Annotated in this window: 18 protein-coding genes and 5 pseudogenes; 6 read left to right on the top strand and 17 right to left on the bottom strand. The window is 67.9% G+C overall.

The genetic code is table 11. The features are described from left to right. Window positions 1-149: 149 nt before the first annotated feature. Window positions 150-797: pseudogene (locus GTY58_RS40115) on the top strand (IS701 family transposase); the annotation flags it as partial. Between the two features lie 19 nt (window positions 798-816). Here GTY58_RS40115 and GTY58_RS01670 read toward each other — a convergent pair. The 3 genes from GTY58_RS01670 to GTY58_RS01680 form a co-directional block, all read right to left on the bottom strand. Beyond that, window positions 817-1,182, bottom strand: a complete 366-nt coding sequence (locus GTY58_RS01670) for a VOC family protein (RefSeq protein ID WP_010981744.1) — start codon at window positions 1,180-1,182, stop codon at window positions 817-819. A gap of 10 nt (window positions 1,183-1,192) precedes the next feature. After that, on the bottom strand, window positions 1,193-1,798 hold the full coding sequence (locus tag GTY58_RS01675; protein WP_237528694.1) for a TetR/AcrR family transcriptional regulator: 606 nt from the start codon (window positions 1,796-1,798) through the stop codon (window positions 1,193-1,195). Between the two features lie 298 nt (window positions 1,799-2,096). Further along, window positions 2,097-2,504: a nuclear transport factor 2 family protein gene (locus tag GTY58_RS01680; protein ID WP_037652774.1), complete on the bottom strand. Its 408-nt coding sequence runs from the start codon at window positions 2,502-2,504 to the stop codon at window positions 2,097-2,099. A 70-nt stretch (window positions 2,505-2,574) separates the two neighbouring features. Here GTY58_RS01680 and GTY58_RS01685 point away from each other — a divergent pair, with 70 nt between their 5' ends. Together GTY58_RS01685 and GTY58_RS01690 are read left to right on the top strand one after the other, a co-directional pair. Further along, a complete protein-coding gene (locus GTY58_RS01685; RefSeq protein ID WP_042492650.1) occupies window positions 2,575-3,510 on the top strand; it encodes a LysR family transcriptional regulator in 936 nt (311 codons plus the stop codon). Window positions 3,511-3,598: 88 nt separating this feature from the next. Continuing rightward, window positions 3,599-5,293 (top strand): annotated as a pseudogene (locus GTY58_RS01690) (ISAzo13 family transposase). 97 nt (window positions 5,294-5,390) lie between these two features. Here the strand turns inward: GTY58_RS01690 and GTY58_RS01700 are convergent. The 4 genes and pseudogenes from GTY58_RS01700 to GTY58_RS01715 form a co-directional block, all read right to left on the bottom strand. Then, window positions 5,391-6,263, bottom strand: a complete 873-nt coding sequence (locus tag GTY58_RS01700) for a hypothetical protein (protein ID WP_063773991.1) — start codon at window positions 6,261-6,263, stop codon at window positions 5,391-5,393. Between the two features lie 343 nt (window positions 6,264-6,606). Beyond that, a pseudogene (locus tag GTY58_RS41215) lies at window positions 6,607-6,903 on the bottom strand (transposase domain-containing protein); the annotation flags it as partial. A gap of 190 nt (window positions 6,904-7,093) precedes the next feature. Further along, a complete protein-coding gene (locus GTY58_RS01710; protein ID WP_078234922.1) occupies window positions 7,094-7,654 on the bottom strand; it encodes a transposase in 561 nt (186 codons plus the stop codon). Between the two features lie 125 nt (window positions 7,655-7,779). Continuing rightward, complete coding sequence (locus GTY58_RS01715) at window positions 7,780-9,408, bottom strand: IS4-like element ISSav1 family transposase (RefSeq protein WP_010981750.1); 1,629 nt, start codon at window positions 9,406-9,408, stop codon at window positions 7,780-7,782. Between the two features lie 150 nt (window positions 9,409-9,558). Here GTY58_RS01715 and GTY58_RS01720 point away from each other — a divergent pair, with 150 nt between their 5' ends. Further along, window positions 9,559-9,837, top strand: coding sequence for a transposase (locus GTY58_RS01720; RefSeq protein WP_010981751.1), 279 nt, complete (start codon window positions 9,559-9,561; stop codon window positions 9,835-9,837). Continuing rightward, the gene (locus tag GTY58_RS01725) at window positions 9,834-10,751 is read left to right on the top strand and encodes an IS3 family transposase (protein WP_010981752.1); all 918 of its coding nucleotides are present in this window, start codon (window positions 9,834-9,836) and stop codon (window positions 10,749-10,751) included. The genes GTY58_RS01720 and GTY58_RS01725 overlap by 4 nt, the downstream gene beginning before the upstream one ends. Window positions 10,752-10,779: 28 nt before the next feature. On the opposite strand, the gene GTY58_RS01730 is transcribed toward GTY58_RS01725, so the two are convergent. The 3 genes from GTY58_RS01730 to GTY58_RS01745 form a co-directional block, all read right to left on the bottom strand. After that, window positions 10,780-11,277: a winged helix-turn-helix domain-containing protein gene (locus GTY58_RS01730; protein ID WP_010981753.1), complete on the bottom strand. Its 498-nt coding sequence runs from the start codon at window positions 11,275-11,277 to the stop codon at window positions 10,780-10,782. A 167-nt stretch (window positions 11,278-11,444) separates the two neighbouring features. Next, a complete protein-coding gene (locus GTY58_RS01740; protein ID WP_010981754.1) occupies window positions 11,445-12,353 on the bottom strand; it encodes an IS982 family transposase in 909 nt (302 codons plus the stop codon). 85 nt (window positions 12,354-12,438) lie between these two features. Continuing rightward, a complete protein-coding gene (locus tag GTY58_RS01745; RefSeq protein WP_037644670.1) occupies window positions 12,439-13,377 on the bottom strand; it encodes a MerR family transcriptional regulator in 939 nt (312 codons plus the stop codon). Window positions 13,378-13,653: 276 nt separating this feature from the next. On the opposite strand from GTY58_RS01745, the gene GTY58_RS01750 reads away from it, so the two are divergent. Then, window positions 13,654-14,928: an IS701-like element ISSav4 family transposase gene (locus GTY58_RS01750; RefSeq protein WP_010981725.1), complete on the top strand. Its 1,275-nt coding sequence runs from the start codon at window positions 13,654-13,656 to the stop codon at window positions 14,926-14,928. 123 nt (window positions 14,929-15,051) lie between these two features. Here the strand turns inward: GTY58_RS01750 and GTY58_RS01755 are convergent, their stop codons facing one another. From GTY58_RS01755 to GTY58_RS01785, 7 genes and pseudogenes are all read right to left on the bottom strand, one after another. Then, entirely contained in the window at window positions 15,052-15,633 is a 582-nt protein-coding gene (locus GTY58_RS01755; RefSeq protein WP_010981756.1) for a hypothetical protein, read from the bottom strand. A gap of 357 nt (window positions 15,634-15,990) precedes the next feature. Continuing rightward, window positions 15,991-17,229, bottom strand: coding sequence for a PP2C family protein-serine/threonine phosphatase (locus tag GTY58_RS01760; protein WP_010981757.1), 1,239 nt, complete (start codon window positions 17,227-17,229; stop codon window positions 15,991-15,993). Between the two features lie 277 nt (window positions 17,230-17,506). Beyond that, on the bottom strand, window positions 17,507-18,307 hold the full coding sequence (locus tag GTY58_RS01765) for a hemolysin III family protein (protein ID WP_010981758.1): 801 nt from the start codon (window positions 18,305-18,307) through the stop codon (window positions 17,507-17,509). Window positions 18,308-18,362: 55 nt separating this feature from the next. Beyond that, window positions 18,363-18,695, bottom strand: coding sequence for a MerR family transcriptional regulator (locus GTY58_RS01770; protein ID WP_010981759.1), 333 nt, complete (start codon window positions 18,693-18,695; stop codon window positions 18,363-18,365). Window positions 18,696-19,483: 788 nt separating this feature from the next. Continuing rightward, window positions 19,484-19,778: pseudogene (locus tag GTY58_RS40125) on the bottom strand (ATP-binding protein); the annotation flags it as partial. Window positions 19,779-19,823: 45 nt separating this feature from the next. Further along, a pseudogene (locus GTY58_RS01780) lies at window positions 19,824-20,039 on the bottom strand (metalloregulator ArsR/SmtB family transcription factor); the annotation flags it as partial. A 162-nt stretch (window positions 20,040-20,201) separates the two neighbouring features. Then, a complete protein-coding gene (locus GTY58_RS01785) occupies window positions 20,202-20,963 on the bottom strand; it encodes a hypothetical protein (RefSeq protein ID WP_037652596.1) in 762 nt (253 codons plus the stop codon). Window positions 20,964-21,716: the final 753 nt, after the last annotated feature.

A 21,716-nucleotide genomic window follows, 5' to 3' on the forward strand; every position in this document is an offset into this window, starting at 1 on the left:
CAGCAGCCACCAACCGCCGTCGCTGAGCGTAGAGAAAGGCCAGAGGCCCTGAGCAGGCGCACCGCTCAAGATCGAAGACCCACCAATTGTTATCCACTGGCTCGCCCGCTGGCGCCTTGAACTCGCGCTTCGATCACCGATCCTGTAACGCGCTCAGTTGCCATGGCGGTGCTTCCTCAGGAGGAGGGCGGTCCCCCACTCCGTCCCAAGGATCTGCGGCACCGCCAACGTCAGCAAATGTCTCTTGTCCGCCGCGGCGGGTGCCAAGGGGCACCGCTTCTACGACTGGGCCCTCATCGACCTCGCCGAACCGGGCCCGGGCCGTCACCAGATGCTGATCCGCCGCAACCGCACCCCCGGCCAACATGCCTACTACCGCTGTTTCTCACCCGAACCGGTGCCTTTGGCCGAGTTGGTGCGGGTTGCCGGATCCAGATGGCGGGTGGAGGAGACCTTCCAGAGCGGGAAAGGGGCTGGCCGGGCTCGATGACACCAGGTCCGCCGCTATCCCTCCTGGGCCCGCTGGGCCACCCTTGCGATGCTCGCCCACGCCTTCCTCGTCACCGTCCGCGTCGAGGAACATGCCCGTCGGCCCGCACCCGATGGGCTGTTGCCGCTGTCCTGCAACGAGATCCAGCGCCTGTTCATCGCACTCATCGTCCGTCCCGTCCACGATGCGGCCCACCCCCTAGTCCGACTGGCGGCGGCGCCATCAAGCCCGAGCCCGCGCCGGCCATTACCGTCGGCAGGAGACCGGTGGCCGAGCACGGCAGGCGCCGTTGTCGGCCACTGTGTGATTGCAGTGCCGGATGGCTGCTACCTGGGGGACATGACTTCGTAGAGGTTCCCCGCGTCATCGGTGAAGTACAGGCCACGAGGGCACAACGGGTGGTCGATCCGACCGTTGTCGGGCTCGCTGGGATCGTTGCCATAGGGCACCCCGGCGGTTCGGAGCCGGTCGAGGATCGAGTCGAAGGACGACGGGTCCACGTCGAAGGCCAGGTGATGGCCGACCGGATTCTCGACGGACATGAAGTCCAGCGTCAGAGAATCGTTGACCTGCACCGGCGCGAAATGCCGATCTGCACCTCGATAGTCCAGTCCCATGACGGAGGCGAAGAAGCGTGCTGCCGCCTCGTTGTCGACGGCTGGAACGATGGTGTGGTTCAGCGTGATGGACATGCTCTGCCTCTCAGTTCTCGACCGGCTGGGACAGGACGCCGTGCAGGAAGACGTGGATGAGGTCGTGCACTCCCAACTGCGTCGACGAATCCGCTGACTCGCCTCCTACCGGCGGCCTGCCATTCCCGACGAACAGCAGACCCAGGAAGATCAGTGCTGCCTGCTCGGGAGGCAACCGCAGCGACTCCCGTTCAGGTTCGAAGAGTTCGGCCAGCGCCTCTCGTACGGGCAGGGAGCCGGCCGCACGATCAGGCGGCGCCTCTGAGCTGCTGGGACGGCCACTTCGTCCCCGCCCTCCCGTCGCATGAAGCGCACCGACCACCGCGCCGACCCGGTCCAAGTGGGCATGCAGCGCAGAGGCAGCCTCGGTCAGCCGGGCAACGAGCGGCTGCTCCATGGACACCAAAGCGAGTTCATCGAGGGCATGGGCCGGGCTGAGAGCCTCCGTCACGCATGCGTCCAGGAGCTCCTCCTTGTCCGCGAAGACGCGGAAGATCGTGCCCTCCCCGATGCCTGCGGCCTGAGCGATCTGGCGCGTCGTTACCGCGCTGCCGTGCTCGATCACGAGGGGAAGCGCAGCACGAACGATCATTTCCCGGCGGCTGTCGGGGTCCATTGCCGGCGCTCTTCGCCGACTTGGTGTTGTCGTCATGGCCACAAGATACCGGAGTGAGCACTCACTCCGGTCAAGGGGCCGCCGAACGGGAGGGTGAGCTGCCCGCCCCGGCCGCCCTGTCGGACGTCTGGCGATCACGATCTACAACTGGAGCTGGAGCTGGACATCGTCTTGCGCGACAAGCACAACGGCCCGCCGCATCCGGCGTCACGAACTTCCACGACCTGACGTGACGTCAGCCGAGTGCCCTCCGAAACACGGCTCTGACCAGCAGTGACAGCGAACTGCGACTGGGGTGCTAACCGGCGGGGCGGTCGAGGACCCGTTCGACTAGCGCCGTGTCGCAGTATTCGGTCACCTCGGTAAGACGCCCGTCGGCGACCCGGAAGATGTAACAGTACGTCTGGTGGTAGGGCTCTCCCCGTTTGGTGGTGGCGTATCCGCGGGCTTGGACCACGACGCGGTCGCCGTCGGCAAGAATGAGGTCTGCCTCGCTACGGTATTCGCCCTCGAATTGCGCCATCAGTGGTCGCAGCAGCCCGCCCACCGCGACTGACTTGGGTTCCCAACTACCGGCCCATGACCAGTTCCCTGGAAATATCCACCGGAAGTCCTCGGCCATCGCCTCGCTCATCGCACGGGAGTTTCCCCGGGCCATCTGGTCGAAGATGTCCTCGAGGAGTTTCTTGTTGCGTGCAGTATCCATGCGGATGAGGTTACCTGCGGCCAGGTATGCGTCAAACGCCAGTCTTGCATATGTGCTATGACTATTTCGCATGAGTGATTTCACGGTCGTGGGTCTGCGCGTGGTCCGAGAGGCGGCTCGCTACGGCTCCTTCTCGATGGCGGCCGAGCGGCTGGGCTACACGCAATCGGCCATCTCTCGCCAGATCGCGCTCATGGAGCAGGCGGCTGGTCAGGCACTGTTTGAACGCCGGGCCCGGGGCGTACAGCCGACCGACGCCGGCTGGATCGTCGTCCGGCATGCCGACAAGGTCCTCGGTGAGCTCCACGCCGCCCGGCAAGATCTCGAAGATCTTGGCACGCACCCGCCTGGCCGTTTGCGTGTCGGAGCGTTCTCCACCGCCATGGCTGCGTTGGTGCCTCGGGCTATCGCCGCCCTCATCAGGCGGGAACCACAGGTGCGGGTGCCGCTGCGCGAAGGGACAACTGCTGCCCTTGTGACCGCTGTTGCCCGAGGACGACTCGATCTCGCCGTGGTGACCCCATCCGAGTCCCTGCCCGAGGGCGTGGAGGCGACCCTAATACTCGACGATCCACTGTTCGTGGCGGTCGCGCCGGAACACCCCTTCGCCGGCCAGGCAAGCGTCACCACCGCAATGCTCAGACACGAACGGTGGATCGCCGGCAGCGCCGAGCCGGGCTCAACCCTCCTCGGCACGTGGGCCGATTCCTCGTGGCAACCGAACATCGCGTTCGTCGCCCGCGACTGGGTCGCCAAACTTGGTCTCGTCTCCGCCGAACTTGGCATCACCGTCGTTCCCGGCCTCGCCGTGCCGGCACTACCCCCTACCATCGGCGTCGTACGCATCGACCATCCCGCCGCGGTACGCGCCACCGCCGTGGTACATCGTTCGGGCATCCCAGACGACCGCCGTCAGCGAGGCTTCACCGAGACGCTGCGGGACGCTGCGGCCCAACTGTCGGCCGAGGTCCGACACCGGCCACGCCCGGGCCGCACAGCTCACTGACGATCACGGGCCTTGACCCAAGGCCGGGTAGTTAGGGCTTGCCGGGAAACAAGCCGTCGCTTCCGGCTCTGTGGATCGTTGTTGTGGCATGGGGAGTCCGGAGGGGATCGAGGCGGCTCTGGCCGCAAAGTTCGGGACGTTGTTCCCGCATCTCGACGAGCGGCAGCGGCGGCTGGCCATAGGAGCAGAAGCACGGTCGCTGGGCCATGGAGGCATCAGGCTCGTCGCTCGTACGGCCGGAGTCCGGGAGGGGACCGTGTCGCGCGGGGTGACGGAACTGGAGTCCGGGGAGGCGCCGTTGGGTCGGGTGCGTCGGTCCGGTGGGGGCCGCAAGCGTGCGGTGGACCTGGATCCGGGCCTTCGGCCCGCATTGCTGGCCTTGGTGGAACCGGATGTACGCGGGGACCCGATATCGCCGCTGCGCTGGACGACGAAGTCGACCCGGCAACTGGCTGCCGAGCTGACCCGGCAGGGGCACCGGGTCTCTGCGGACACCGTGGCGGCCGTGCTGCGCGAGGAGGGCTTCAGTCTCCAGGGCAACGCCAAGACCATCGAAGGTGCCCAACACCCGGACCGGGATGCGCAGTTCCGCTATATCAACGACCAGGCCAAGGACTTCCAGGCCGCCGGAGACCCGGTGATCAGCGTGGACACCAAGAAGAAGGAGTTGGTCGGCAACTACAAGAACGCCGGCCACGAGTGGTGCCGCGAAGGTGATCCGGTCCGGGTTCGCACCCACGACTTTCCCGATGCCGATCTGGGCAAGGCGATCCCCTACGGGATCTACGATCTGGCCGCGGACGCGGGCTGGGTCAACGTCGGCACCGACCATGACACGGCAGCCTTCGCCGTCGCCTCCGTCCGCCGCTGGTGGCACGCGGTTGGGCGCGACACCTACCCGCGCTCGCACCGACTGCTGATCACTGCGGACGCGGGCGGTTCCAACGGCTACCGCACCCGGGCCTGGAAGTTCGAGCTGGCCGCGCTGGCTGTCGAGACCGGCCTGGAGATCACTGTGTGTCACTTTCCTCCGGGCACATCTAAGTGGAACCGAATCGAGCACCGACTGTTCTCCCACATCACGATGAACTGGCGGGGCAGGCCGCTGACCAGCCATGAAGTCATCGTGAACAGCATCGCAGCGACCACCACCCGCACGGGACTGACAGTCCGCGCCGTACTCGACACCGCCGTCTACGAGACCGGCGTCCGCATCAGTGACGGACAGCTGAACGCCCTGCCACTGAGCCGCCACGACTAGCACGGCGACTGGAACTACACCGTTCACCCACAAGAACACCGCCGGGACGGCGTCCTTCCTATTCCACCCCAGAACGAAGCCGGCTCCGGCCGCGACTGGCTGACCCATCCCGCTCTCACCGGCATCCCGCACGAGCAGTGGGACTGGTTGGTCACCGAGTTGGCAGCAGCCCGCGCGGCTCAGCGGGAAGCAGACCTCCATCAGCGACGCGGCGGCGACCGGCAGAAGACCCCCGCCGTCGGCCTCTACACCGGCCGACGCCCCGGCCTCACCCTCGTAGACCGGCTCCTGGCCACCATCCTCTACCAGAGGTTCAAGCTGCCCCAGGTCGTCATCGCCCCGCTCTTCACCGTGACACCCGTGACCCTCAACCCGGCCATCAGTCAAACTCGCCGACTCCTCCACGACATCGGACACGCCATCGAACCCGCCGAGACACCACTGGCCACCCTCGACGACCTCATCGACCTCGCCACACACCTCGGCATCCCCGCGCCAGAGATCAAGACAGCGAGTTATTGATCGGCAAGCCCTTAGCGTATTTCCGCTGATGGCAAGAGGGTTGAGCGAGTTCTCGGGCTGCTGTAGCTGGCGGGGCCGGTCTTGGTGATGAGTCCGTTTACGGCCCATCTGTCGAGCTGTCGGTACATCGTGCTGAGGGTGATGTCGCCGAGGTGGCGGGCGAGGTCGCGAGTGTGCCACTGGCGGTCGGGTTCTGCGTGAAGGAGGTCCAGGACGCGCTGTCTGCGCCGGTCGGCGGCCGGTGTGTGTCGATCGTCGTGCGAGACGGTGGGCAGGTCGGGATCGGGTTCGAGGATGGTGACGTCAAGGTCGGTGACCAGGCGGCTTTTGTCGGGGCGGCCGTCGTCTTGGCGTTCGGCGTACCGGGAGACCGATGACCTGACTTTTCGGGTGCTGATGCGGGGGCGCCGGTGCGGGAGGAGCCCGGCCAGGACCCGGTTGCCGATGACGCGGTGGTGCGGGTGCCCAGGGCGCCGGGCTTGATGACGTCGGCGGCCTGGACCACGAGGTCGCGGGCAGTGTGGATGGCTATGGTGAAGCCGCAGCGGTCCGGGTCGGTGCCCGGCCGGGACTCGGCGGCCTCCACCATCACGGTCCGAAGTGCCTGGTAGAGGGCGAGCAGGGCCCACATCTCCTGCTCGACCCCGACCGGGTCGCCTGAACGCAGGACCCGGCCGTCTGTGATCGTGTGACGCAGAGCAAAATACGCCGACTCGTGCTCCCACCGCTGGTGGTAAAGGGCAACGAGGGCCGGGGCGGGGTAACGACGAGCATCGGTCAGCGTCGTGACCAGCCGATAGGAGTTGGTGAACGAGCAGTCGTCATAGATCACGGTGATCTGCGCTTCCACGACGCGTACCGGGACGGTGCCGATGACCGAGAGGTAGGAGCCATCGGTGAGTCGGCTCAGGACCGGGGTGCGTCGGTTGGCGCGCAGCCGGCCCAGGAACCTGGCTCCGGTGTCGTGCACGGCGGCGAGGAAGGCGTTGGCGTCGAAACCCTTGTCCCACAGGACCAGCCAGCATGCCGGGGCCCAGGTGGTGCAGGAGCCTGCGAGCGTAGGAGGTCTCCCCGTCGCTGGGAGTGCCGAACACGGCACCGATCAGGGCACGGGTGCCGGTCTCCACCAGGGTCATCAGTTCCAGCATCGGATACCCGCCACGGCTGCCAGGTCCGAACCACTCCACGTTGCGCTCGGTATCGGGGAGCTTGATCGAGCTGCAGCCGTCGAAGGAGGCCATCCGGAACGGCCCGAACCGCACTCCGGGAGTCACCGGCTGGGCGAGCGGGCCGGCCAGGGTCTCGAACACGCGCTTCATCGGTTCTGCACCGAGCCGTCTGCGCAGGTCACGCAATGCTTTCGCAGTTGGCTCCGCGACCTCGAACCCGACGCCCGTAAGGGCTGCGGTCAGCTTGTGCCAGACCAGCCGGTAGCCGACCTCCGGGAACAGGCACATCGCGAGAAGGAAGTAGACCCCGACCCGCGAGGGCAGATCCCGTAACCGGCGCTGCACGCAACGGGTTTCATCCAGAACGGCATCGACGAGGTCGAACGGTATGACCTGCGTCAACTCGCCCAGATGACCGGGCGCGAACCGGCCCTCAGCCACGGTGAACTGACGGGTGACCCTCGCCAGACCGGGTGGCAGCGCACAATTACGCGTGGGCAACGGGGCTCCTCAACGGCCGGAAGTCTTGGCGGACTACCTGACCAACGCGGCCCCGTTGCCCGCGTTCCTACCCGACACCGAATTCCCTTGCCACCAGCGGAAATACGCTACTGACTTCGGCGTTTTTGGGTCAGTTCGGTCTGTCGAGAGCGAGGCCTGTCCCGGCGAGGAACCCGTCGAGGATGCCGTGCAGGTACTGCAGTGCCTTGAGCCGCCTGCGGAGCAGAGTCTCCAGCTCGTTGAGGGTGCGGGCGGCCAGGTTGGCCAGGCTCCGCTTGATATGCGCCCACAGGTCCTCGACGGGGTTGAGCTCAGGCGCATACCCGGGCAACAGGACCACTGTCAGCCAGTCCCGGCCGGCCACGAGCGCCTTCATCGTCTTGGAGATGTGGGTGTTCAGCCGGTCCCACACCACGATCAGCGGGGCCTTGAGCAGGTGGTGGGCGCCGTCGAGCAGGTGGATGTAGTCGCTCTCGCCGAGCGAGCGCCGCTCGCCCTTGCGGCCGGTGTGCCGGCGCAGCCGGTAGCACAGGCGGGCGGGCAAGGCGGGCCGGTAGCACAGCAGCCCGGCCACCGAGAGCCGTCCCCGGCTGCGACCGGGCACTTTGACCCTCGGGGTGATGCCGCGTCGGCCCCAGGTGCGGCCCTTGGGCGGCCGGCCGGTTACGCCCGCTTCGTCCTCGAAGCAGATGAACGCGCCGGTCGCCGCCCTGAGCTTCCCCCGAGATGCGGAGTGAATTGACAGAGGGTCAGATGGGACTCATGAGAGGAACATCGACCATGGCTGCTCCCCGAAAGTACTCCAAGACCACGGAGTTAAGGCCGATCCGCGGTTGTCAAATGGGGCGGGACCGAGGGGTGGTGGAGGTCGGGTGTGATCCACTCGGGTTCGAGGGTGTAGATGCCTCGCCCGGTGCGGCGAAGGATTCCTTCGCGGACCCAGCGCCCCAGTTCCGCGCGTAGTCCTCGAGCGTCGTCCAGTCCGATACCGCGGGCGATTTCGCATGCGCGCCAGGTGCGGAGAGGGTTGGTGCGCAGGAGTTGCAGCGTGTGGTCGCGACGCCCGTCAGAGCCGGTGCCGGCGGACGAGTGCACGGTGACGGCGATGCTGGTGATCCTGGAGGCCCCGAAGGCTTGGGCCTGGTCGGGCGGGGCGGCGTAGCGGGAGATCGGGCACTTGACGCGGCGCGGGTTGACGCGGGCCTGGCGGGGTGGGAGTAGATCGTGCAGCAGGGCCGATGTGATGCGCCCTGGTCCGGCGTCTGGCAGCACATTGGCCGCGGTGATGAGCTGTTCCTTGGCGGTCTCCAGGGCGACGGTGAAGGAAGCCCTGTCCGGATCCGTGCCGGGAAGCGTCTCGACGGCCTCGACCATCGCCCGGCGCAGTGCCTGGTAGACGGTCAGATGAGCCCATAGCTCCTGCTGGATCCCGGCCACGTCCTGGGAGCGCAGCACCAGGCCGCACTGCAAAGTGTGGCGGAGCGAGTAGAACGCCGATTCGATCTCCCATCGCTCGTGGTAGAGCTCCACCAGCTCGACGGCGGGGTAGCGGCGGTGATCGGTCAGCGTGGTGGCCAGCCGGTAGTGGCCTTCCAGCCGCAGCCCTTTGGCGGTCGTCACCGCGATGTGCGCGTCGATGACCCTCAGCCGGGTCCCGTTGATCCTGGTCAGGAACGACCCGTCCGGCAGTAGCGCCCAGCGGGCGGGGGTCCGGGTTCCCTTGAGCCGCACCAGCAGCTGTGCGCCGGTGGCCGCAGCCTTCGCGAGGAAGTCGTCGGAGTCGAAGCCCCGGTCGTTGAGCAGCAGCATGCCGCCGTCCAGCAGCGGTAGCAGTTGCTCGGCGTAGCCGGTCTCCTTCTCTGGCGTCGGTCCGAAGACCGCGCCGAGCAGGGCCCGAGTCCCGGTCTCGCACAGCACCATGATCTTCAGCATTGGGTATCCGTCGGTGCCGTAGCGGTGCTTGTGCTTGCCCAGCCACGCACAGACTCGCGGCCGGTCAGGGGCCTTGGTGGAGCTGCACCCGTCGAAGGCGACCGTGCGCCAGCACCGGTATCGCACCCCGGGTGTGATCGGCTGTGCCACAGGGCCGGCCAGCGTTTCGAACAGCAACCGAAGCGGCGCGACGCCCAGCCTCCGGCGAACCTCCCGCAACGCCTTCTCCGAAGGGCGCCGGTGAAGAATCCCGCGCAGCCCGGCGGTGAGCTTGTCCCACACGCGCACGTACCCCAGCTGCGGGAAGAGGGCCAGTGCCAGCACGAAGTACACGCCCACCCTCGACGGCAGCAGCCGCAGCCTGTGCTGGGCGCCGCCGGCGCGTTCCAGCACGTCATCGACGAGTTCGAAGGGTAACTGCTGGGTCAGCTCGCCAAGATGCCCCGGAGCGAAGATGCCGTCGGCGACGGTGATGGACGACGTGAGCGTGACGGTGGAACACTGAACGGGCAACGGGGCTCCTTCGAGTGGGAAGACCTTGGTCGGCTTCCTCGCTCTACCAGGAGCCCCGTTGCCATGACCTGCGCTTCCCCGAAAATCCCGGATCCCGTTGACAACCCCGGATCGGCCTTAACTCCGTGGTCTTGAAAGTACTCGCTGGAGTTGCGTGAGCGTGCGGTGCGGATGTACCGCACCGCGGACCCGAAGCCCCAGATCAAGAAGCTCGCCGTCGACCTCGGCGTCCACCCCGAGGCCCTGCGCGGATGGATCCGCCAGGCCGAGGCCGATGCCGGCGAGCGTGACGACCGGCTCACCACCGACGAACGCGCCGAGCTCGCCGCGCTGCGCAAGGAGAACGCCCAGCTCAAGCGGGCGAACGAGGTACTGCGGACAGCCTCGGCTTTTTTCGCGGCCCAGCTCGACCCGACCCGGCCCAGGTGACCGCGCTCCTCGACGAGCACCCGCACCTGGGGGTCGAGTGCGTACTTCGGGAACTGCACCTCGCCTCCTCCACGTACTACCGCTGGCGCCACGCAGAGCGCGAGCCGTGCGAACGTCGGCGCCGGGACGCGGAACTCACCGAGCAGATCAAGCAGATCCACACGGACTCCGGCGGGATCTACGGCTCACCGCGCGTGCACGCCGTCTTGAAGCGTGAGGGTGTGCACGTGGGCCGCAAACGGGTCGAGCGCCTTATGCGCGAGGCCGACATCGCGGGCATCAGCCCGCGCCGAAAGGGCTTCACGCGCCGGGATCCCAAGGCCACGCTCGCCCCGGACCTGGTCGAGCGCGACTTCACCGCACCCGCCCCGAACCGGCTGTGGGTCACCGACCTCACGATGATCTCGACCGGTGAGGGACCCTTGTGGCTCTCGGCGATCCGGGACGCGTTCTCCCGGAGAGTGGTGGCCTGGGAGACCTCCGCCCGCGCGGACGCGGACCTGGTCCTCACCACACTGGAGTACGCCCTGGCCAGCCGAGAGGTCGAGCCCGGACAACTCGTGCACCATGCCGATCACGGCTGTCAGTACACATCCGTGAAGCTGACAACTCGCCTTGTGAGAGCGGGAGTTGAGGCATCTATGGGCTCGGTCGGGGATTCGTACGATAACGCCCTCGCGGAGAACCTTTGGATGCTCATCAAAACCGAGTGCATCCGTGGGCGCACCTTCACCACCCGCGCCGAGGCCAACCTCGCGCTCTTCGAGTACATCGACGGCTTCTATAACTCCCGGCGCATCCAGAAGCGGCTCGGCTACCTCAGCCCCGTCGAGTTCGAGGAGAAGCACTACGCCGACCAGGCAACGGCCGAACGAACGAACCTGAAACCCCGTCAACCCGCCCTGGCCAGCTGATCAGCACCTCCCGCACACCGGGGGAAGCTCACCCGGAGGGTTTTACCTCCTGCCAGGTCGCCTCCCGCCATGCGGTGATCGCGTCCTCGTTGCGTTCGGCGGCGGGCCGGGCGGGCATCTGCACGCTGAAGCCCATGCGGTGCAGCAGCCGGGTCACCCCGGAGATGCTGTAGGAGAGGTGGAACTTCCGCCCGATCAGCGTGCGGACTCTTGCGGCGGTCCACACCTGGTCATCCCTCCAGCCGTGCGCGGCCGGCCCCTCGTCGAGCCACGTCGCGAGCTTGGCCTGCAGGTGGGGGCCGAGTCGGCAGTCGTAGCCCGGGGGTCCCTGGGAACGCAGTGCTTCGCGCCCGTTCAACGCCCACGCACGGCGCCACTGGTAGACCGACTTCTCGCTCACCCGTAACTCCCGGGCGATGCACGGGACTTTTACGTCCCCCTCGAAGAGGTCAGCGGCCCGCATGCGTACCTCTTCGCGGCGTTTGCGCTGCTCGGCGGTCAGCCCGCCCCCGTCCGGATACCGCATACTTCCGGGCTACCAGCCAAGACGGGCCCTGTCACCAGGTCTGACGAGACCAGACGCTATAACGCCAAGGTCAGTAAGCGTCGCACCGGTGAGGCTCGTCCCCGCGAGATTCGCCCCCATAAGATCTGCCTTCTCTAGATGAATGAGTCCAAGGGGTGTTGTTGCGGTCAGTGATCGTAGGCTGTGAGTGATCGTTTGATGGGCTGTCCAGTTTGGTCGTTGTGCCAGATCGCCGCTGTGAGTGCGAGGATCCGGCACAAGACCCGGGCTGACACTCCTGCAGGGCTCTTGCCGCCGTGTCGTTCCAGGTTGAGCTGCCCCTTGAAGGTCTGATTGATCGACTCGATGACCTGCCGCAGCGGTTTGAACAGGTGTGACCCGGTCGGCTCGGCTTCCCCCTTGCGGGCTGGCCGCAGCAACTTCAGGTGACGCTCGGCAAGGCCGCGCTCGAACTCGCGGCCGAAGTAGTTCTTGTCCCCGATGATCGTCTGCCCGGGGTGAGCGGCGAGGACGTCTGGCGCGGTATCGAGCATGTCGCGCAGTGTTTCGCGCTCGTCCGCCCCGGTGAGTGCGAACAGGACCGGCAGCCCGCCGAGTGTGCACACCAGGTGCAGACGCAGCCCCCAGAAGTATCGCGAGTGTGATGCGCAGTAGCCGTACTGGGCCCAGCCTGCCAGGTCCGAGCGTTTGGCCGTCTCACGGGAGCAACCGCAGCCGACCGGTGTGGAGTCGACCAGCCACACATCGTCGCTCCACAGTGAGGTATCGCGGGCCACGATCCGGATCATGCTGGTGAGCAGTGAGAACGCGGCGCGCAGCCGCTTGTTGTAGCCGGACTGCTGGGGCACGTAGGGAAACAGGTGGCCGAAGTCCCGCCCGACGCGGCGAAGCCAGCGCCGCTCAGAGGTGTATCCGAGCAGCGCCGACATGACCGCGAGCGTGATCAGCTCGGCGTCACTGAGTGTGGGCGTGATTCCGATGGCAGGCCGCCACGGCGCCAGCCACGGTGAAGCCTTCAACTCGTCGTCAATCCGGGCATAGAGTGCCGTTGCGAGGGTGTCCAGGTTGTTAGTCACACATCGACGTTGGACGCCCTCGCCTCATGTCCGCAGGTGATCCTCTGGACTCATTCAGGGATCCGGGGCGTGCCCACTGCGGTGACTATGCGTCACGGCTATTTCGCAGGGCCTGGATGAGCCAGGGGTACACCGGGATCAGGTTCGGTACTACGTGCCAGCCGTTGACGATCCATACCAGCTGCCAGTATCGGTCTACCCGGGGATCGTGCGTCTCTTCGAACTGCTGGGCCATCCAGTCCCGGAATTCCGTGTCAGGGGTGCGCGCGAGCACCTCGGCGAAGCGGTGCACGAGGTCGTCGATGACGGGTGCGCCCCTGTCGTTGAGCGGGTCGATGCCCGCCTCCATGGCCTCGGCCACCTTCTGACGGGTGAACTCCATCAGTTCCTCGCCGGCATCGCATTCGATGTCGAGCGGGCGCCCGGCCGCCTGACGTACGGCCGTCCGGCGCATCCGGGCACGGAAATCCTCGTCGCCGACCAGCTCGGCGAGCTCCACCCACGCGGTGACCTGCTCGCCGGTCGGATCATCGGGGAGGTCGGGAGTGGCAGCGCGAACCATGGCCACCGCGGCTGGGTCGGCATCCACTGTGCCGAAGGTGCCATCCATGAAATCGTCGATCAGACGGCGGCGTTCCTCGCCGGACAACTGCGTGAGCCTGTGCATGAGCTTGGTCTCCTCGGGACTGGACCCGCGGCTGGCCACGACTCGCAGAACACTCCGACGCAGTTGCAGCGTCCGGATCTGGACGTCCATGGCGTCGGCGTGCGCCGCGGCGACTTCCGCCACCGAGAGCTCACGGTCCAGTACCCGTTGAATCGTGGCCAGGTCCATGCCCAGCTCGCGCAGTGTGCGCAGGAGTTCCAGACGGAGCAGTGCGTCGAGGTCGTAGAGCCGGTAACCGGCGGGACTACGGGTGGTCGGCGCTACCACCCCCGAATCGGAGTAGAACCGGATGGTCCTCACAGACAAGCCGGTCCGCCGGGAAAGCTCCCCGATCGAGTAGAGGGTCGTAACGTCCATGTCCCCCACTCTGCTGTCTCCAGTCAGTGGAGACTCAAGGCCATTCCCCAGCCGGGCCCCGACCCAGACGTCCACCGAGTCGCTGAGGCATGCATCGCGTGCTCTCCGCTGACCGCCAAAATGAAACGGGCACGCCTTGCACGTGCTGGGCGGACGATGGCAGCGACATGCGACACCACTCGCTGGCGGTTTACGGCTACGAGCCCTTGGACTCAATCATCTAGTAGGGCTCCGTTAGGTCTGTCTCGCGGTCCTGTTTGGGGGCATGTTGAAGGTGTGGATGCACATGAAGTGAACCGTGCTCGGGCGACGTTGGCATTATTCGTGGCTGACGTGTTCGCGTCGGTGCCGCGTAAGGACCAGCGGGCGAAGGGCGACTGCTATCTGCGGGGGCTGATGCTGGACGGACGGCGTAAGTCGATCCAGCCGATGGCAGAGCGGCTGCCGGATGGCAACGAGCAGAACCTGCAGCAGTTCGTGAACCAGTCGACCTGGGATCCGGTGCCGGTGCGGCGGCGGATCGCGGAGCGGATGGTGGCGCAGATCGGCCCGGATGCCTGGGCGGTCGATGACGTGTCGTTCCCCAAGGACGGCAAGATGTCGGTCGCGGTCGCGCACCAGTACTGCGGGGCGCTGGGCAAGCAGGCCAACTGCCAGGTCGCGGTGAGCGTGCACGCGGTCTCCGACACTGCCTCCTGCCCGCTGCAGTGGCGGTTGTTCGTGCCCCAGGAGTGGGCGCACGACGCGCCACGGCGGCAGAAGACCGGGATACCGCCAGAGGTCGGGCACCGGGAGAAGTGGCGCCTGGCTCTGGACATCTTCGACGAGCTGGCCGGGTGGGGGCTGGTGCCGCCGGTGGTGGTGGCCGACGCCGGCTACGGGCAGAACGCCGACTTCCGCGACGGCCTGGACGGCCGGGGCATCGGCTATGTCGCGGCCATCCGCTCGGATGTGACCGTCCATCCGCACGATGCCGAGCCTTTCGCGCCGCCCTGGTCGGGCAACGGCCGCAAGCCCCAGCCCCGCTACCGCGACAAGCCGTCCTCGGTGGCGGCGCTGGCGACCGGCCACGGGCGGCAGGCCTTCACCGAGGTGACCTGGCGGGAAGGCTCCCGCGGACCGATGCGCTCGCATTTCCTGTCCCTGCGGGTGCGGCCGGCCGGGGTCAAATCCCGACGCCTCGCCCAGGCCGCCGCCACAGACGAAAACTGCTGGGACGGTGTCCTGCCCGAGGTCACACTGCTGGTCGAATGGCCCGAAGGCGCCGAGGCGCCCACCGACTACTGGCTGTCCAACCTGCCCGACACGCTCTCCCTCGCCGAACTGGTCCGCCTGGCGAAGATCCGCTGGCGCATCGAGCACGACTACCGCGAACTCAAGCACGGCCTCGGCCTGGACCACTTCGAGGGCCGCTCCTGGACCGGCTGGCACCACCACGTCTCCCTGGTCACCGCCGCCCACGCGTTCCTCACCGAACAGCGTCTGGCCCCAAAAGCCGGTACAGCGGACTCACCCTCTACCAGACCCTCGACGCCATCCAGGACCTGCTGAACTGCTGGAGCGGCACCTGCACCACCTGCCACCGCCCCCTGCCCAAAACATCCACCACCAGCCACAACCCAAGAGCCAGAGCAACCTAACGGAGCCCTACTAGGGGCTGCGCGAGCAGATCCCTCAAGAGTGCTGCGGGATGAAGGGGGTGGCGGCGGAGCGAGCCCGCTCCCACATGCCGGGCAGCTGCTCCTCAGGACGCTGCTGCTCACCGTGCAGGGCGTTGAGCACCACCAGGCATCCGGTCAGGGCCGGTACCGCCCACTGCGCGAAGGCCAGCTGCCGCTGGGCCGAGTCGATGTCGATCGGATGCCGGGCAGCCTCTTTGGCGTCCTGCGGGTCGGAGGAAGCAGCCAGCTCGACTTTCTTGCCCAGGACACGGCCGTAGGCAGTGGCGGCCAGGGCCGCAGCGGTGACCAGGGTCTTGGCCGTGGTAGAGGCCCCCACGCCCTTCTGGGCGGCGACCCGGTGAGCGTTCACCGCAAGCAGTCCGCCGCCGCCGAACAGGTGCGCGCCAATGGCCGCGGCGTTGACCGGCGTCCACTTCGCCCACCCCGACGAGGCGATCCGTGCCCTGGCCCGGGCCGTCTCGCTTTGGTCCTTTGCTGCTCCGTTGAGACCGACCGCGCCCATGAGAGAGCCGCCGAACCAGGCTGCCAGACCCACATCGTGCAGGCTGCGGATGAGGGTATTGCGATCGGACATGACAGTGCTCCTCGGAACAGGGGACAGGTGCCGACAGAAACGTCGAGCCCCACCCCACCCTCGCCGGAGCCTGGCCCCGCCGCCATCACGACTGACCCGGACGGATGCAAGGCCCCGGAGGGAGCGTCAGGGCAGTTTGGTTGCGAAACGCGGCTACCGAGAAACAGCGCTGTCCTCCAGGATCACGTGACACTCTCGGGCAGGGATGGGCGCCGCCGGGACGGCTGGTTCTGGCCCCAGGATGTGCTTCTCGGCCACTTCCAGGACGCACGTTCGTTCGTGGCCGACGGCGGCTTTCGCGCCGGACAGCTCCCCTGCCTTGCAGTCGTTGCGGTTGCCCGGAACACCCGCCCAGAATCATCGCCCGGGAGTGGTCCGTCCCGTCCTTGACGGTCGTGAGGCGTCGGTGAGGTCGGCGCCGGTGGCGGCGTCACGCTGGGAGTGGTTGGTGCCGTGCCAGTCCAGGCACATGACGGTCGCGTCGTCCTGCAGATGGCCGTCGTTGGCGTCGACGATCGCCGCGATGAGGGTGCGGGCGGCCTCGCGGGGATGCAGCGCGCGGGTGCGGATGATCAGGTCGGACAGATCGAGGCTGCCTGCGTTGCGCTCCAGCATGCCGTCGGTCAGCATCACCAGCCGGTCGCCCGGCCGCAGGTCCAGCGACTGGACCTGGTAGCTGTGCGGGGCGTGGAAGCCGAACGGCATATCGATCTTCGGAGTGATCTCCCGCACCTGTCGGTTCCGCATCCGCAGCGGCCAGGGGTGCCCGGCGTTGATGAACTCGGTTGTGCCGTCGATCAGGCTGATGCGCAGGAGCTGGCCGGTGACGTAGCCCTTGTGGCCGTGCTCGCGCATGGCCTGGTCGGCCTGGCGGGCCTGTTCGGCGAGGTCGGCACCGGCCCGCCGTGCCCGGCGCAAGGCGCCCACCGCAAGGGTGGCCAGCAGTGCGGCGTCGACATCGTGACCCATGGCATCGGTGACGGAGAGCTGGACCGTGTCGCGGTCGATCACGTAGTCGAAGGTGTCACCGCCGACGTGGTCGGCCGGCTCCAGCGCCCCGGCCACCGCGAACTGTGCCGCCTCGCACGCCAGCGAAGCCGGGAGCAGCCGGTGCTGGATCTCCGCGGCCAGGCTCAGCGGGGTGGTGCGGCGGCCCCACTGGTACACGTCGGTGAAGGACCGGTTCGCGATGACGATGTACGCCAGGGCGTGCGCGGTCTCGCCGATCTCCCGCATCACCTCCGCGTCCGGTGCCGCGGGCAGGAACAGTTCGAGGAGCCCGATGGCGTCCCCGCGGTTGGTCACCGGGGCGACGATCCGCACCAGCGCGCCCTGGCCCTTGGCCTCCACGCTCGGCCGCTGGGTGCGGATCACGTCGTCGTACAGGGTGCCCCGCAGCGTGATGCGTTGGGCGGGTTCATCGGTCTCGACGCTGCCCGCCGCCCCCAGTCGTACGACCGAGCCGCCGGTGAAGTCGGTGATCAGGAACGACACCGACGCGGCCCCCAGGTGCTCCTTGAGCATGCGCGCGACCACGTCGAGCGACTCCACGGGCGCCGCTGCCTCCGCCGCCGCCAGCGTCCCCGCGAGAGTCATCGCCCTGCCCCGGCCACTCCCGCTCCCGCTCCCGCTCCGGGGAAGACGAGCGGACCGCCCGCCGTCCGGCTCTCTTGCGGTCACATCGGCTCCTCACTGCTCGATGACGCTCAGGACTCGGCCCGGGATGCTGCGAAAGAGCTTGCCGAGCCCGGTACCGGACAGGCCACATTGCACCACGGGACCCCGGGCACGCCGCGGTTACCAGCCTCTCTCGGACCCTGCGCGGCCAGGGGTCCGCCCCCGAGTCCTGCGCTTCGGCATGCTCCGGACGCGGTTATGTGGCTGCCAGGAGGATGGCCGTGTAGTGCGCGGTGAAGGCGGCGATGGTCAGGGCGTGGAAGACCTCGTGAAAGCCGAACCAGGCCGGCAAGGGGTCGGGGCGCTTGAGGCCGTAGACGACGGCGCCCGCGGTGTAGAGCAGACCTCCGGCGATGACCAGTGCGACGACCGCGGTGCCGCCGGTGCGTGCGAAGTCGGGCAGGTAGAAGACGGCCACCCAGCCCAGGACGATGTAGCACGGGGTGTACAGCCATCGGGGAGCCCCGATCCACAGCACGCGGAAGGCGATGCCGGCCAAGGCGCCCGCCCACACCACGGCCAACAGCACCAACTGCTCGCCTCCGGGCAGCAGCAGTACCGCCAGCGGGGTGTACGTGCCGGCGATGATGAGGAAGATGTTCGCGTGGTCCATCCGCCGCAGGACCGCCTCCCCGCGCGCACCCCACGTCCCGCGGTGATAGACCGCGCTGGTACCGAACAGCAGGCAGGCCGACAACGCGTACACCGAGCACGCCGCCACCGCCGCAGCCGAACGCGAAACGGCGATCAGCACAATGCCGCCGACCAGCGCGAGGGGGAACACGCCGGCGTGCAGCCAGCCGCGCAGCCTCGGCTTCAGCGCAGCCGTCGCCCGCTCCACCCCGCCTTCCAGGCCGGCGGCTGGCTGCCGGGCAGCGAGCTGGCCGGTAGCGCTGGCAGGCGCATCAACCACGGGGGTGGACAGGGCGTCGGTGGTGTCGGGGCGGGGCTGGAACTCCCGTCCGTGTGCGGGCGGCTGAGTATCTTCGGCGATCATGCGCTCATATTCTGGAATCGGTGGAAGGGTGCGGTGCGTCGCCGTGCACTGCGGGTCAGACGCCGGCCGTGTGCCGGGCTGCGGCGCGGCGCTGTTCGCTGTTGATGCGCTGGGCTTCTTCGAGCTGGTCTTCGAGGATGACGATGCGGCAGGCGGCCTCGATGGGGGTGCCTTGGTCGACGAGTTCCCGGGCGCGGGCGGCGATGCGCAGCTGGTAGCGGGAGTAGCGGCGGTGGCCGCCTGGGGAGCGGAGCGGGGTGATGAGGCGGGCTTCGCCGATGGCGCGGAGGAAGCCCTGGGTGGTGCCGAGTAGTTCGGCGGCCCGGCCCATGGTGTAGGCGGGGTAGTCGTCGTCGTCGAGTCGGTTGTGCGGGTTGTCTGCTGTCATTGCACCTCTCTGTGGAACGCATGGAGGGGCCCTGGTGCCGTACTGGCACCAGGGCCCCGAAGGAACTGCTACACCATCTGCCGGCCCTGGTACTGCGCCGGCCTCCTGTTTCCGCTGACCCGACCGAGTTGCTGTCGGGGGCGCGGGGATCGCGGTTGCTTGACCGGAGACCACCTCACTATCGATGTCCTGCGGTACCCGGGCTCAAGATGTCGGCCCGGGCGATCCTGATGGCGTCTGGCTCCTCCGTTCTTCCCTCATTGATCAACTACCTATCGAGCGGGTACTGCGTACTGCTGGTGATGCGAACTGCTCAGCGGCCTGTTACAGCGCCGCTCTTCGGCAGCCAGCCCCGTCGCCCGTCTTGCGTCTGCTCTGGCTTAGAACCCCACTGCCGAACCTCCCGGTGCGCGCGTCCGCAGCCGACGCCTTCACCGAGGTGCTGCTCACTGACTTCACTGCTGAGTACCGCGAACTGCACTTACGGGTACTGCCACCGCGTCAAACGCGGTACTGCTCACGGCGGCCCCTGATCACTGCGGGCCACCCGGTCCGGTCGTCAGTCCCGTCGCCGTCCTGCAACAACCCTGGCTTCGACACTCCACCACCGCACCGTCCCGCGAACTACAACTACGTGCGCTTGCCCGGCAGTTCATCTCTGCCAGGCCCTGCGGTCTCTCTTGACTACGAGAGAAACCATAACCACGCCACCACCCAATGTCTACTCCGGCCAACATAGATTTCCGCGTGTCCGGCGGTGAGGTAATCGACCTCGAGCAGCGATGGAGGGTGTCCCACACGACGACTTCCTCGGCGCGGGCGTTGATACGCAGTTCCAGTAGGACGGGGCCGGGGGCGTACTTGCGGGCGTTGGTGACCAGCTCGCTGACCACTCAGTTGGGTTATGTCCCTCGCACGAGCGGATACGGACAGGTGATGGCCGGCGTGGGCCTGGTCGAGGAAGGCGACGGCGTGGTGGCGGGCTTCGGCGACGCAGCCGTCGTCTCCTCCCAGGGCGTAGCCGGCGCGCATCAAGTATTCATCCGGTGCCGTACAGCCGTCACCGGCGGCATGGGATCCCACGTGTTAGCCCTCACTCCCCCGTGCGCGTCAGTACCCGCGATCGCGTCATGCATGCCACCAGGGATGTCGTCCGACACGGCGGAACGCGGCGAGCTTGTCCAGGAGGCCGGGCAGCACCCAGTAGTAGACCCAGGTGCCGCGGCGCTCACAGTCGATCAGGCCGACCTGGCGCAGCAGCTTGAGGTGGTGGGAGATCGTCGGCTGTGACAAGTCGAAGGCAGGGGGCAGCTCGCACACGCAGACCTCCCCGATCTCCCTGCTATAGCGGGCGCCGGCCACCAGCACGCAGTGAGGCCTGGTCCGCCACCACGGGGGGAGCGACGGACCAGGCCTGAAGTCCACGGTGCCACACCCGTCCCCGAACGCGCGCGCTCTGCGGATGAAGTCGCCGCAGGATGGCGCGTCTTCGTTCGAGCGGTCGAGTTACGCGTGGGCCCGCAGCAGGGCGAGCACGGCGGCCGCGTACGCGCGGGATCGGTCCCAGACGGCGAAGTAGTCGGTGTGCATCTGACCGGCCTCCTCCATCCGGGAGGGCTGGATGCGTATGCCGTCGCCGCGGCCGAGTGCAAGGTTGGTGCGGCGGCTCGTCTCCGGGCTCAGGCCGCGGATCGGCGGTACCGGCTCGCCGCCCTCGCGCGTGCCGTCGGGGTGAAAAGCCTCGTACAGGTCGTCGCGCCCTCGGTAACCCACACGGCTGGCCTGCAGCAGCCGTGCCTGCTTGGCGACCTCCTGCACCAACGGGTCATTAGGGCTGCCGAGCCGGAGCTCCGGCCCGGGGGACGGGATCGCCCGCCAGATGCCCGCGTACGTGGAATCGATGCTGCTGATCCACCACTGGGGCGCATAACCGCCGGGCAATACGAGCGGCCGCGGCAACCGTCGGGGTAGGCGCTGTCCGTTGGCGCGCCGGGCAAGCAGTGTGTGTGCCGAACGCAGCAGGGCAGCGTCGTGCGCCTTCATCAGGGCCACGGCGACGCTGATGGCGTGGGCCGCCGCCTTGTGCTCGGGGGTCTGTACGTGCGCGCGCAGCCGGCGCTGGTACTCGGCGCGTTCAAGGCCGGTGCTGCTCGGGCTCTGGCGAGCCGCGGTCGCCTTCGCCTCTTTCACACGCCGGTCGGCCGCCTGGGCTGCGCCGAGTTGCTGCGCAAGCCGTTCGACGGCTCCCGGCCACTGGCCCCCCACCATGCTCACGATCTCCCTCCCCGCTGACGCCCGGCCGCTCCCCGGTCCAGGCTATCGGCCCGTCGTCCCGCACCCGGCGTCACCGCGGGGCGGCCCAGGCTTCTCAGAGCCAGCAGGCTCGGGACGGCCCGACAACAGCTCCAGCGCAAACGCCGGGGCACACCCAGCGGGCGGCCGGCGCCATGGCGGTCGTCAGACAGCGCCAGGGAATGGTGGGCAGGACCGCCCGCTGCCATCTGCCGAACCGCGCCGGACTGCCCGCGAGTCCTACCTGAATGGTGGGGGCCACGGTGGGGGGTTGGTCGGGACGGATCAGGCTGCGCAGAATCTCGGACTGGTCGGCGGCTCGGCTGGTGCTGCGGCGGACTCAGTTCCGGCTCCCAGGGTGCGGTGACCAGCCGAACGGGCGGCGGCGGGTGCGTCGTCGGGCGGCCGGGGAGGGCCGCGTCCCTTCGGCGGCGAGGCGGGCACGTGGTGTAGGCGGCGAGCCGACTCGGGGCGGTCCGGTGCCCAGCGGGCGGCGGTGGTCGGTCATTGGCCGATTCTTTCCCGGGCGTTCCCAGCGGGGCACGGGCACTTCGGGCCCCGGCACCGGGCCGGCACTGTCCGATGGACCTTCACAGTCGAGGACGCCGCGCCGCAGCGTCGGTTCCGCATCACCGCCCGAGTCTGTAGCTGGATCACAGTCGGCGGTAGATGCCCTGTCAGACCTGAGTTGCGGACCTAACCCCGCCGCGTTCCACCATGGCGCCGCCC

The organism is Streptomyces sp. SID5469, assembly GCF_009862865.1.
Classification (GTDB): domain Bacteria; phylum Actinomycetota; class Actinomycetes; order Streptomycetales; family Streptomycetaceae; genus Streptomyces; species Streptomyces avermitilis.